The 13,448-nt window shown below is 28.9% G+C and carries 14 protein-coding genes; all 14 read right to left on the bottom strand.

Features of this window, described 5'->3' with window-relative positions; translation table 11 throughout:
• Positions 1-88: 88 nt before the first annotated feature.
• A complete protein-coding gene (gene spo0A, locus L3B98_RS06470) occupies positions 89-910 on the bottom strand; it encodes a sporulation transcription factor Spo0A (RefSeq protein WP_015392838.1) in 822 nt (273 codons plus the stop codon).
• A gap of 461 nt (positions 911-1,371) precedes the next feature.
• Complete coding sequence (spoIVB, locus tag L3B98_RS06465; protein WP_077362842.1) at positions 1,372-2,562, bottom strand: SpoIVB peptidase; 1,191 nt, start codon at positions 2,560-2,562, stop codon at positions 1,372-1,374.
• 405 nt (positions 2,563-2,967) lie between these two features.
• The gene (recN, locus tag L3B98_RS06460) at positions 2,968-4,656 is read right to left on the bottom strand and encodes a DNA repair protein RecN (protein WP_238916007.1); all 1,689 of its coding nucleotides are present in this window, start codon (positions 4,654-4,656) and stop codon (positions 2,968-2,970) included.
• A 17-nt stretch (positions 4,657-4,673) separates the two neighbouring features.
• Positions 4,674-5,126 carry an arginine repressor gene (locus L3B98_RS06455; RefSeq protein WP_238916006.1) on the bottom strand — a complete coding sequence of 151 codons (453 nt, stop codon included), beginning with the start codon at positions 5,124-5,126 and terminating at the stop codon, positions 4,674-4,676.
• A complete protein-coding gene (locus L3B98_RS06450; protein ID WP_015392834.1) occupies positions 5,123-5,977 on the bottom strand; it encodes an NAD(+)/NADH kinase in 855 nt (284 codons plus the stop codon). Before L3B98_RS06450 ends, L3B98_RS06455 begins: the two co-directional genes overlap by 4 nt.
• Before the next feature lie 17 nt (positions 5,978-5,994).
• On the bottom strand, positions 5,995-6,804 hold the full coding sequence (locus tag L3B98_RS06445; protein WP_238916005.1) for a TlyA family RNA methyltransferase: 810 nt from the start codon (positions 6,802-6,804) through the stop codon (positions 5,995-5,997).
• A gap of 12 nt (positions 6,805-6,816) precedes the next feature.
• Complete coding sequence (dxs, locus tag L3B98_RS06440) at positions 6,817-8,673, bottom strand: 1-deoxy-D-xylulose-5-phosphate synthase (protein ID WP_238916004.1); 1,857 nt, start codon at positions 8,671-8,673, stop codon at positions 6,817-6,819.
• 17 nt (positions 8,674-8,690) lie between these two features.
• Entirely contained in the window at positions 8,691-9,560 is an 870-nt protein-coding gene (locus L3B98_RS06435; protein ID WP_026106393.1) for a polyprenyl synthetase family protein, read from the bottom strand.
• Positions 9,547-9,771: an exodeoxyribonuclease VII small subunit gene (locus L3B98_RS06430; RefSeq protein ID WP_015392830.1), complete on the bottom strand. Its 225-nt coding sequence runs from the start codon at positions 9,769-9,771 to the stop codon at positions 9,547-9,549. The genes L3B98_RS06435 and L3B98_RS06430 overlap by 14 nt, the downstream gene beginning before the upstream one ends.
• 11 nt (positions 9,772-9,782) lie before the next feature.
• Positions 9,783-10,982, bottom strand: coding sequence for an exodeoxyribonuclease VII large subunit (gene xseA, locus L3B98_RS06425; protein WP_238916003.1), 1,200 nt, complete (start codon positions 10,980-10,982; stop codon positions 9,783-9,785).
• Positions 10,972-11,820 (bottom strand): bifunctional methylenetetrahydrofolate dehydrogenase/methenyltetrahydrofolate cyclohydrolase, encoded by an 849-nt coding sequence (locus L3B98_RS06420; RefSeq protein ID WP_238916002.1) that lies wholly within the window; start codon positions 11,818-11,820, stop codon positions 10,972-10,974. The genes xseA and L3B98_RS06420 overlap by 11 nt, the downstream gene beginning before the upstream one ends.
• A gap of 72 nt (positions 11,821-11,892) precedes the next feature.
• Positions 11,893-12,288 (bottom strand): transcription antitermination factor NusB, encoded by a 396-nt coding sequence (gene nusB, locus L3B98_RS06415; protein ID WP_238916001.1) that lies wholly within the window; start codon positions 12,286-12,288, stop codon positions 11,893-11,895.
• 136 nt (positions 12,289-12,424) lie between these two features.
• Positions 12,425-12,805: an Asp23/Gls24 family envelope stress response protein gene (locus L3B98_RS06410; protein WP_015392826.1), complete on the bottom strand. Its 381-nt coding sequence runs from the start codon at positions 12,803-12,805 to the stop codon at positions 12,425-12,427.
• 100 nt (positions 12,806-12,905) lie between these two features.
• Entirely contained in the window at positions 12,906-13,421 is a 516-nt protein-coding gene (locus L3B98_RS06405; RefSeq protein WP_238916000.1) for a SpoIIIAH-like family protein, read from the bottom strand.
• Positions 13,422-13,448 lie beyond the last annotated feature (27 nt).

The raw sequence follows: 13,448 nt of genomic DNA, 5'->3' as shown, positions 1-13,448 counted from the left end.
TAAAGAAAATTTATATTTGTAGGTATAAAATCATATTGGTTGCCCTACTCTGTAAATGTTACATAGTCTCTAACCCAGTAAAATAGACCTAGCTAACCTTATTCTTAAGTCTTAATTTATCAGCGATAATAGCGATAAATTCACTATTTGTAGGTTTACCCTTTTCTGTATGAACAGTATATCCAAATAGTCTATTAATAGCATCTATTTGTCCTCTACCCCATGCAACTTCTATTGCATGTCTTATAGCTCTTTCTACTCTTGAAGCTGTTGTATTGTACTTCTTAGCTATTGAAGGATATAATTCCTTTGTTACTGCTGATAATAGCTCCATATCATTTACTACCATAGTTATAGCTTCTCTTAAATACATATAACCTTTAATATGAGCTGGAACGCCAACTTCATGTATGATATTAGTAATTTCTGTTTCTAAATCTACTGGTGTTTTTGATTTTGGTTCACCAGAAGTCATTACTGGTGATTGCATATATGAACTTGCTCTAACATTAGATTCTTGCGCTGGAGCCCCATTGAACATTTCTCTTATTCTCTTAGTGAATACTTCCATATCAAAAGGCTTTACAGTATAATAATCTGCACCAAGAGTTATAGCTTGTTGAGTTATTTTATCTTGCCCAACTGCAGATAGTATTATTATTCTTGGAACTTTTTCTAAATTCATTGTATTTAATTTTTCTAAAACTCCTAGTCCGTCTAAATGAGGCATAATTATATCTAGAATAACTAAATCAGGCTTTCTCTCTACAATCAAATCTAAGGCTTCTCTACCATCTTTTGCAATACCAGTGACAACGATATCCTTTTGGTTTAATAAGTAATCATTTAAAATGCTACAAAATTCTTTGTTATCATCGGCAATAAGTACAGATATTTTTGAATCTTCCATCTTTCTTTCTCTCCTTTTGTCCATTCATTTATTATGTTTATATTTTGATAAATTTTCTTACCCCATAATTTTCCCTTTAATAATTATTCAAATATTATAAAATATATCTTTTTCTTAATTATAGAATAATATTTTAGAATATTTTAGGGTATGTACCTTTTCCTTTAAATTTAACAATTACAAATATATTGGTAATAATTTAAATATTTCATAGAGTTAAGTTTAATAATGTATTTATCTTCCACTATTTGTAAATTATACACTTTTTTTAACCAAAAGTAAATACTATTCCTAAAAAATACTTTAAAAGTATTTTTTCTAAATAATATGTAACTATATTTTCCTCTGTTATCAATAAATAAGTTATTATATATTTATTATATATTTATATTGCTTTTTCTACAATGTATAAAATGGCATAAAATAATAATTTAGGTGGAAATTTAACTCCACCTAAACTATTATTTTATTATTCCTGCATCTTGAAGCATCCATTCTATATAAATTCCGTATCCTGTATCTGGTTTGTTTATAAGAACGTGAGTTACAGCTCCAATGATCTTGTTATTTTGAATTATAGGACTACCACTCATTCCTTGAACTATTCCTCCTGTTTTTTGCAATAACCTTGGATCAGTAATTTTAATTAGCATGCTCTTTGAATTTGCTGTGCTTTGATTTAAAACTTTTTCTATTTCTATATCAAATTCTTGAGGTCCATTTTCATCAATTGTTGTTATTATTGATGCTTTACCTAAAGAAATCTCATCTCTAAATCCAATTTTTAACGGCTTCGAGTATTTTTTTATCATTTCAGAATTTACTATTTCCCCAAATATTCCACTTTGCGTATTCTTTTCGATTTTTCCAGTTGGATTGTCTTCATGCAAAAATATTCCTTTTAATTCTCCTGGCGCTCCTCTTTCGCCTCTTCTTACACTAATTATTGATGATTCTAACAAATCTCCTTTCTTAATTAAAAAGGGTTCATTTGTATCACAATCAGTTATTGGATGTCCTAATGCTCCAAACTTTTTTGTATTAGAGTCATAAAACGTCATTGTCCCAACTCCAGCAGTTGAATCTCGAATCCATAATCCAATTTTATAATCTTTATTATTTTCTTTTATTAGATGTACATTTTTTGTAATATTCTCTCCATTCCTTAATAAATCAACTTTTATATTTCCATTATCACATTCTTTAATTGTTTTTAGCAGATCTAAGGAATTTTCCATATCTTCTCCATTAACCTTTAATATCACATCTCCTATTTCAAGCCCACATGCCTTACCAGGACTTTCTTCCTTTTTATTATCAACTTCTATCTCTGAATATCCTACTACTAAAACTCCTTGACTATTTACCCTTACACCTATAGGATTGCCTCCTGGATATATTTCAATATCTTTAATTTTTTCAACTTGCAATGATTTTAAAGAAATCATTCCTAAAAATTTAATTTCATATTGATTTTTTTCATTTTTAACCTTATTTATTGTATTTCCGATTGGAGCTAATGATTGAACCGTTTTTTCATCTTTAGTATAAATCTTATCTGGTAATTTACTTAAATTAATGAAGGTCATTAAAATTAAAATAAGTATTGGAGTAATAATCAAGCTAGTTGTATATATAAATAGTTTCTTCATGTTTATCTCCTCCTTCTGCTTACTAATTTTAATTTTCCCTTTTAATTAAACTACTATCCTATAAGAACTCTGTTATTATAGACAAAAAAAATAGCTTATACTAAATTTTAAAAATACAATTATTTTATCTCTTTCATACAATAAATTTTTTTTACGCATCTGCCTTTTTCGAACGCATGTGAGAAAATTCTGCACATTAAAAATGGCAGCTATGCTACATATGAGAACATTTTATGCAGGCGAATATGATTTGTTTTTTTATTCTTTTCTTATACGTAACTCAGTTAAATAGCCTTTTCATATATTCTCCACAGATTTTACTTCATTATAAATTCTTAAAGAATAAAAAAATAAAACTATGTATCACATAGTTTTATTTTTACCAATTTTACTCTTTATATGTATTTATTTTTTAATTTCAATTTTTTTAATTTCACTTATTTTTATCATTTCTTTAACATTGTTTAATGTAGCTTCTGTAACTTCATCACCTGCTAGCATTTTACAAATCTCAAGTTCTTTTTCTTCTTTTTCCAAAATCTTTATTTCCGTAAAGGTCTTATCATTTTTTACATTTTTCATGACAAAATAGTGATAATCGGACAGCACTGCAATTTGTGGTAAATGAGTTATGCATAAAATTTGATGAGTTTTAGATAATTGATACATTTTTTCTCCAACTCTTTGTGCAACTGCTCCACTAATTCCTGTATCTATTTCATCAAAGATTAAAGTTGGTATTTCATCTTTTTCTGCAAATACACATTTTAATGCTAACATTATTCTTGATAACTCTCCACCAGATAATACCTTTTCTAGTGGCATAAGTGGTTCGCCGGGGTTAGTAGAGATTAAAAAAGCAACTTCATCAAAACCTTTTTCATTAAACTCATCTTGTCTTAAAACACTTATTTCCATCCTTGACTTTTCTAATCCAACAAACGCAAGTTCTCTTAAGATTTTTTCTTCTAAATACTTACTTTTATCTATTCTAATATCATGAATAATTAAAGCCTGCTCTTCCATTTTTGATAATATTTCTTTTTCTTTTTGCTCTAATTCTTGTATTATCTTTTCTGAATTTATTATTTCATCATGTTCTTTTTTTATTTTTTCATAATAATTTAAAATTTCCGGAATGCTTGGAGCATATTTCTTCTTATACGAGTTTATTTCATAAATTCTAGCATTTACTTTATCCAAAGCATCTTGATCATAAACTACATCTTCAACCATGTCTCTTATTTCGTGACTTACTTCTTCTAAGGCATAAAAAGCTTCTTCAATGGCTTGTTTATTCTTTTTAATTTTTTCAAAATGATTTTCTACACTTGATAATTCTTGAACTATCTTTGAAATTGAATCTATTACATTTCCATCTTCATTTCCACTTAATATTCCATAGGATACAGATAAACTACTATTTATCTTTTCAGCATTAGCTAAAATATTATATTCTTCTTTTAAATTTTCTTCTTCATCAGGCTTTAACTTTGCTTTTTCTATATCTTCTATTTGAAATTTTAGATAATCTAAAAGCTTTTCCCTATCTTGATTACCGCAAATTCTTTTAATTTCTTCTCTTACACCCATTAAGTCTTCTCTTAATTCACTAAACCTAGCCAATGGGGCAATTATTTCATTTCCTACAAATCCATCTAAATATGAAATATGCGTATTTCTTTGTAAAAGTTCTTGATTTTGATGTTGTCCATGTATATCTAAAAGTTTTACTCTTATTTTTCTAAGCTGCGATGTTATTAAACTTTTTCCATTGACTTTGATTAAATTTTTTCCACTAACATGACTTTCTCTTGAAATGATCAATAAATCCTCATATTCAATATCTAATTCTTCTAAAACTTCATAAACTCTAGACTTTTCAAGCGTAAATAAAGCTTCTACATAAGTCTTATCTTCACCTGTTCTAATAAGATTTTTATAAAACTTTCCACCAAGTACAAAGTCTATTGCATCTATCATAATAGATTTTCCTGCGCCTGTTTCTCCTGATAGTATATTAAACCCTTCACTAAAGTTTATGGTCATCTCTTCTATTAGTGCAAAATTTTTAATATTTAATTGAATTAGCATATAATCCCACCTTATTCCTATGATGACATTCTTTTTCTTATTTTTTCTACTAAGTCCTCAGCACTTTTTACACTTCTAACTAAAATAAAAATAGTATTGTCTCCCGCTACTGTCCCTGCAATATCAGCACTTTCTAAATTATCAATCGCCTCAGCTGCAATTGGTGCCGAACCTGTAATAGTCTTAATAACTACCATTTTATCTACATTTTCTACTGAAAGTACTGTGTTAACTAAGATATTACTTAATCTATCTATAATATTTTTTTGTTCTCCAGCTGAAACAACATATTTTGACTTTCCACTTGAAGCTTGAATTTTTATTAATTTTAAATTTTTAATATCTCTAGATACAGTTGCTTGTGTTACATCAAAGCCTTCTTTTTTTAATGCTTCTGCTAATTCCTCTTGAGTTTCTATTTCTCTCGAGCCTATAATCTCTAGTATTTTTGTATGCCTTTTTGATTTCATAGTTTATCACCATCACATTCTTTAGAATTATTTAATATTTTACTTCTTAAAACCTTAAAATAGTCGTAATCATCAAATAATAGTAATTTAAAATTCTTATTATTTTTACTTATCTTTACAGATGTTTCTTGAGTAATTCTAATTGATTTTTGCCCATCTACTGTTAAATATATTTTTTCTTCATCATGATCAGCAAATATTTCAACCATACTTTTACCACTTAATACTATAGTCTGCATACTCTTGGTATGAGGACATATAGGTGTTATAGTAATAAGCTCTAACTCTGGAGATATAAATGGACCTCCAGCTGAAAAAGAATACGCTGTAGAACCTGTAGGTGTAGCTACAATGAGTCCATCACCTTTAAAAGTCGTATATATTTTGCCATCAACAAATATTGTGAATTTGACCATTCTTGACAAGGTTCCTCTTGCAAGAACTATATCATTCAAAGCTGTAACTTCTTCTTTTGTATTTTCATCTTCGACTATACAATTTAACATCATTCTATCTACAACATTGTATTTACCTTCATAAAGCTTGTTTAAAGCAAAATCAATGTTTGATATTTCAACACTTGATAAAAATCCTAAATTACCTATATTTATGCCTAAAATTGGTCCATGAAAAGTTTCATTTAGGGAGCGTGCTATTCCTAATAAAGTTCCGTCCCCACCTAATACCACAAGTAAATCAATATCCTCTAAATTTTGTTCACCTATGTCAAATGAATTAAAAACTGAAATATCATTTAAATTAAATTTATTTTTAAATTTATTAACAACTCTTTTTAATATTTTATCGTCTTTATCCTTTGATGGATTAATAGCAATTCCAATATTATTCATAGCCCCTCCAAAAGAAGTTAAATTTCTACATGTGATGCTTCAACTACTGTATCTATATCTTCTTTTTTAAAATTACTTTCTTTATTTTGATCCTTTGTAAAATAAACTAAATATTCTATATTTCCTTCTGGTCCCTTAATTGGAGAATATCCTACTCCTAATACATTAAGGTTTTGTTCCAAAAGAAAATCAACAATATTATGAACTACTTCTTTATGAGTACTTGCCTCTCTTACAACACCTTTTTTACCAACTTTTTCACGTCCAGCTTCAAACTGTGGTTTTATAAGAGCAACAACTTCACCAGTATCTTTTAAAAGGCCTAAAGTTGCTGGCATTATTTTCTTTAATGATATAAAAGATACATCAATTGAAGCAAAATCTAAAGGTTCTCCTATATCTTCTAGGGTAACATATCTTATATTAGTTCTTTCCATACAAACTACACGTTCGTCTGTTCTAAGCTTCCATGCAAACTGTCCATATCCAACATCAACTGAAAAAACTTTTTTTGCTCCATTTTGAAGCATACAATCAGTAAAACCGCCAGTAGATGCTCCAATATCCATACAAACTTTATCTTCTAATGAGAGCTCATAAGTATTCATTGCTTTCTCTAATTTAAGTCCACCCCTGCTAACATATTTTAAAGTTTCTCCTCTATACTCTATATTAGCAGTAACACTTACTTTTTCTCCTGCCTTATCTACTTTTTGTCCATCAACATAAACCTTTCCTTCCATGATGCATGCTTTTGCTCGCTCTCTTGAAGTAATTATGCCCTTTTCAACTAAAAGTAAATCAAGTCTTTCTTTTTTTTCTGCCATGTGTATCTCCTTTTAATCATAAAGCTGTATAACAACCTTACTTATGTTATCGCAATCTAATCCATATGCTTTATATAATATTTCTACGCTGCCTTGTGAAACAAATTCATCCTTGTATCCAAGTGATTTAATCGTACCTTTATAATCTGTCTCAATTAAATAATCTCTAATAGCAGACCCTAATCCACCCTTTAAAATATTATCTTCTATAGTTAGAATATTATATCCTTCTTTTTTAATATTTTCTAGTAAATCTTTGTCAATTGGTTTAATAAAGGTAGCATTTATTACCATTGGATTGATTCCTTTTTCATAAAGTATATCTTTTGCAATCATAGCATGTTGAACCATCTTACCTGTTGCAATTATACATACTTTAGAACCCTTGTTTATTATTTCCCATTTGCCTTCTTCAACTTCCTTTATTGGAGAAAGATTATTAATAATATTTCCACCTTTAGGATATCTAATAGCAACTGGAGCATTTTTATTTAAAGCCCATTCCAATAAAACTTCAACTTCTTCTAAACACTTTGGCGCAACTATATGTATATTGGGAATCATGGATAAGTATGATAAATCATTAATGCCTTGATGAGTTTCTCCATCCTCTCCAACTATTCCAGCTCTATCTATTGCAAATACTACAGGGAGATTTTGAATACAAACATCATGTAAAATTTGATCAAACGCCCTTTGTAAAAAAGTCGAATATACTGCAAATACAGGTTTTAGCCCATTACTTGCCATCCCAGCCGCCAAGGTAACTGCATGCTCTTCTGCAATCCCTACATCAAAAAATCTTTCTTTGTATTTCTCTGAAAAACATTTAAGTCCAGTTCCTTCTGGCATAGCTGCAGTTATTGCTACTATTCGGTCATCTTTAGCTCCCAAATTTACTAATGCCTTCCCAAATGCTTTTGAATAATTATTTTTAGGTGAAACATTTAGCTCTCCACTTTCAAGATCAAAAGGAGCTATAGCATGATATTTACTTGGACTTTCTTCTGCTAGAGTATATCCCCTTCCTTTTTGAGTCAAAACATGAATTATAACTGGTTCATTAATTTCTTTAGCTTTTAATAACACCTCTGTCATAGAAGCAATATCATGACCATCAATTGGGCCAATGTATTTTACTCCAATATTTTCAAAAAACATAGAAGGAACCACCAGCTGTTTAATGCTATCTTTAACTTTAGATATCTTTCCTGCTATATTTTTTCCTAAATTTGAAGTATCTAACGATGCATGTATACCTGTTTTCAATTTATTATAACTTGGATCTATTCTAAGCTTATTTAAATACCTAGACAATCCTCCAACATTTTTTGATATGGACATTTGATTATCATTTAATATAATAATCATCTTTGTCTTTCTAAATCCAACATCATTGAGCGCTTCAATTGACATTCCACCAGTTAAAGCTCCATCTCCTATTACAGAAATCACATTATATTTTTCTTTCTTTAAATCTCTTGCTCTTGCAATTCCAAGCGCTGCAGATATTGAAGTACTACTATGTCCAGTATCAAAAGAATCGTATTTACTTTCATTTCTCTTTGGAAAGCCGCTCATACCATTATATTGTCTAAGTTTTTCAAACTTATCTTTTCTACCAGTCAAAATCTTATATACATAACTTTGATGTCCAACGTCCCACACTATTTTATCATTATCAAAGTTAAATACTTTGAGCAAACTTAAAGTAAGCTCTACAACACCTAAATTAGATGCCAAATGTCCTCCAGTTTTGGAAACACTATCTATTAAAAATCCCCTGATTTCATCACTTAGTATATTATAATCATCATCATTAAGTTTTTTTAAATCTTCTGGGAAGTTTAATTTATTCAATAATTTCATTACACTCATTCCCTTTGTTAATTTTCTCTATTTAAAAGATTATACGTTAAATTTACTAAGTATTCAGCATTAACACTTAAATTATTAAGAATTGTTATACATTCTTCAGTTAATGATTCACATAAATCAATACACTTTTCTAATCCAAAAACTGATATAAAATTGGTTTTGTTATGCTCTTCATCTGCATGTGTATTTTTTCCTAGCTTATTCTTATCACCAACAACGTCTAAAATATCATCTTTTATTTGAAATACTAAACCAAGCTTCTCTCCATATTTTTCAAACATTTCCAAGTCATCTTTTGGTGCATCTGCTAAAATAGCGCCTGCAACTATTGATGCTTTAATGAGAGCACCTGTTTTTTTTGCATGCATATATTCTAACTCATCTTTAGAAATTTCTTTTCCTTCTGAAACAATATCAACAACCTGACCACCTATCATACCTTCTGCTCCAGCAGCAGCAGCTATTTCATGGGCTGCTAATAATGAATTTTCTTTATTTTCCAAAGCAAATTTCATCATAATTATCATAGCTTCATTTAATAATGCATCACCTGCAAGTACTGCAATATTTTCTTGAAATTTTATATGATTTGTAGGTTGACCCCTTCGTAAATCATCATCATCCATACATGGTAAATCATCATGAATCAATGAATAAGTATGTATCATCTCAATTGCAGCTGCCATTGGAATAACTTTATTATAATTTTCTTTGTATATATAATAAGTTAAAGCTAACAATATAGGTCTTATTCGTTTTCCTCCTATATTTAAACTATAGCTGCACGAATCATATATAACTTTATTGTATGTACCTTTATTTATAAAGTAATCTTTTAAATAACTATCGATATCTTGCTTTAGATTATTTATCTCCATCTCCATCATTAAACTCCACTTCTTTTTCCTCTTTAATTATAGAAATTTTAGCCTCATATGAATCTAGTACTTTATAAATCTTATTTATGAGTTTAACACCTTCCTCATAAGACTTCATAGACTCTTCTAGATTCAACTCATCATTTTCTAAATTATTCAAAATTTCTTGAAGCTTAATTAGCATTTCTTCGTAACTCTCTTTTTTAGCCATGATTTAAACTCCTATTCTAATGTTGTAAAATTCCCTTTTGTTTCGCCATCTTTAAGAATAATCTTTATTTCTTTACCTTCCTTTAACATCTCTTTTGATGTTATTAAATTGTTATCATTATCTTCTATTATAGCATACCCTTTAGATATAACATTAATAGGATTATGAGCAAATAGCAAGTTATTTAAATTTTCTATTGCACTCTTCTCCTTCTTAAGTTTTGCCTTAATTACAAATCTTAGTCGTTCTTGCAATTTATCTAATTCCAAATATGAATTAGATATCTTAGTTATAGGAGAATTCAGCTTCAAAAGCCTTTCTGCGCCACTTAATTCAATTTTACAGCTTTGCAATTTGCTATCTATCTTTTTATCTATTCTATTAGATATATCACTTATTTTATCTCTTATATCACTACTTAAAGGAACTGCAATTTCAGCTCCTTGAGATGGTGTTGCTGCTCTTACATCTGCTACAAAATCACAAATTGTAAAATCTATTTCATGACCAACTGCTGAAATTATAGGTATTTTTGAATTATAAATTGCTTTAGCTAACTCTTCTTCATTAAAATTCCATAATTCTTCGATTGATCCACCACCTCTGCCAACTATTATTATATCAACAGAGTTCTTTTTATTGAAATATTTTATACCTTCAATTATTTCCTTATAGGCATCTATGCCTTGAACCTTTGCTGGATATAAAACCAAATCAACTAAATTACTTCTTCGCGTTGCAACATTAATAATATCCCTGATAGCTGCTCCTGTTGACGAAGTCACTATTCCAACCCTTTCAGGATATTTAGGAATAATTTTCTTATGAGCTTCATCAAAGTAGCCTTCTTTAGATAATTTTTCTTTAAGCTTTTCAAACTTAACAAAAAGGTCTCCTATACCTTCTTTGCGTATTTCCTCGCAGTATAGCTGAAAACTACCAGTAGCTGGATAAATTGAAGCCCTTCCTTTAATTATAACTTCCATGCCTTCTTCTAATGCAAACTTAAGTAGCATTGCACTACTTTTAAACATAACACAATTAATTTTTCCATTATTATCTTTAAGAGAAAAATATATATGTCCACTGCTATGATATTTTAAATTAGAAATCTCTCCTTTTACAGAGAGATTACTTAAAATGAAATCATTGTCTAACATTCTTTTAATATAATTAGTAACCTCTGAAACTGTTAACGTCTTAATATTCATTTTCTTTTAACGCCTCACATGCATTTTTAATCAATAGAGTTGTAGTTAATGCACCAACTCCACCTGGAACTGGTGTCAAAAGGCTACACTTATCTATTACTTTATCAAACTCCACATCTCCAGTTATTTTTCCTTCAAAAGAAGAAGTTCCAACATCAATTACTACTGCATTTTCATTAACATAGCTTTCATCAATAAATTTTGGCTTACCAATTGCTACAACCAAGATATCTGCACTTTTGCAAACTTCTTTTAAATTTTTAGTTTTTGAATGACAAATAGTAACAGTTGCATTTTCATTTAGCAAAAGTTGTGCTACTGGTTTACCTACAATATTACTTCTTCCAAGAACTACAACATTCTTTCCAGTAATATCTATATTCAGGCTCTTAATCAATGTTACTACAGAGTTAGGTGTACATGGCAAAAATCTTGGCTCACCCATATATAATTTTCCTTGGCTTTCAAATGTAAGACAGTCTATATCTTTGCTAGGTGATATTTCTTTAATAATCTTCTTTTCGTCAAATTTATCTGGAAGTGGTAATTGAAGTATTATACCTTGAACACTATTATCTTCATTTAATTTATGTATTTCATTTATAACCTCTTCTGCATTACAAGACTCACTTAAAGTTACTTTTAAAAATTCCACTCCAAGAGATGTAGCTACTTTCTCCTGACTAGACATATAATAAATTGATCCCCCATCGTTTCCAACCAATATTGATGCAATTTTGGGTGCAGCAAGATTTTTTTCTTTTCGTGCTGCAACAAATTCCTTTATTTCGTCTTTTATTTTTAATGCAACTTCTTTGCCATTAATAATTTGCCCCATTGATAATCTACCTACTTTCTAGTTTATGTTACTGGTTATTTCAAGCTATTGCTAAGATATGAAAAATCACTATTATTTAATTTTATCAAGCACTCCATTAATGAAGGATACACTTTTTTCGTCTGAATATCTTCTAGTTATTTCTAATGCTTCATTTATAGCAACGTTTCTTGGAACTGTTTCATCATGTAATAATTCAAAAGTTGCAAGTCTTAATATACTTAAATTTACTTTAGATATTCTTTCTAGTTTCCAATTATGTAAGTTAGCTTCTATAACTTTATCAATTTCTTCTTTATTAGTTTCAACTCCATTTAAAGCTTGTTTTATGTAGTCTAAATCAATATCTTTTATATTTCCTTCATAATTTTCTGTGAAACCTTCCATTGCTTCTTCAATTGAATCCTTGCTTAATGTGATTCCAAATAATAACTCCATTGCTTTTTCTCTTGATAATTTTCTATTCATATATTTTATAATTCCTCCTAAATATGTATCAATAATCTAAAGTATATTTTTAATTATACACAATTTTAACTTGTTTTAAACTATCTATTGTTCGCATAGAAACACCCTCTGAGAATTTCAGAGGGTGAAAATCAAACTAATTAGATTCATTTTCTTCCTTTTTTGGCAAATAAATATTTTGAACAGAAACATTAACAGCTTCTACACTTAATCCAGTCATAGCTTCAACAGTTTTCTTAACATTCTCTTGAACTTGTGCTGCAACATCCATTATTTTTCTGCCGTATTCAACTGATATATTCATATCTATAATTGCCTTATCTTCTTCCAAAGTTACTTTACTAGCTTTTGCAGTATTTTTCTTGCCTTTAAATATACTAGTCAAATTGTTTGTTACACCTACTTGACTATCTAATATTCCATCAATTTCTTGAGCAGCTATTCCAGCAATAACGCTTACTACTTCATCTGAAATTTTAACAACTCCAGTATTTTCTTCATGAATTAAATCTTCCATGTTACTTAACCTCCTAGGTTTTGCAATAACAAAACATGATAATCTTTTGTCTATTATATCAAATATAATTTAACATTACAATTATATTATGGTTTTTCTACTATTTTTGAACTTGTATTATTACATCTTTTATTTTTGATGTGTTTTGAACTATTTCTTGAATTGCTACAGTTTCATTTTCTTGTAGAGCATTTTGAGATTTAACGATTACTGTTGCCTTTTCTCCTTGTAACATACATAAAGCATCCTCATATCCTTTATTCTTAATACCAAGCTCAATTCTACCTTCGTAGTCCCTTGCCATTGTTTTTTGATTTAATTCTTTTGTAGCTTCTGCTTTTTGTTCTTTTGAGGTATTAGAATCAGAAATTATTTGATTTAAAGTTTGAATTGTTGATGAGTCTTTTTGCTCTCTATCACTTTTAGCTTCATAAAAATTATTTTGTTGATTTAAAGCTTGCGCATCTTGATCACTATTAGCCTTATCAGTAGATAGTACTTGGCTTAAATCTGTTGGATCATTTAATCCTCCCTTATTAAGCTTAGCTGCTAACATACCTACACATAATATTAATGCTAATAATGTAAAAATAATCCCACATTGTTTCTTTGTCATAATAATCTTCCTCCCATTCTTTTTCTT

It is taken from the genome of Clostridium sp. YIM B02555 (assembly GCF_022320955.1).
GTDB lineage: Bacteria > Bacillota > Clostridia > Clostridiales > Clostridiaceae > Clostridium > Clostridium saccharoperbutylacetonicum.
The sequence above is the reverse complement of the archived record's forward strand: the minus strand, read 5'-3'. Positions and strand labels throughout refer to the sequence as shown.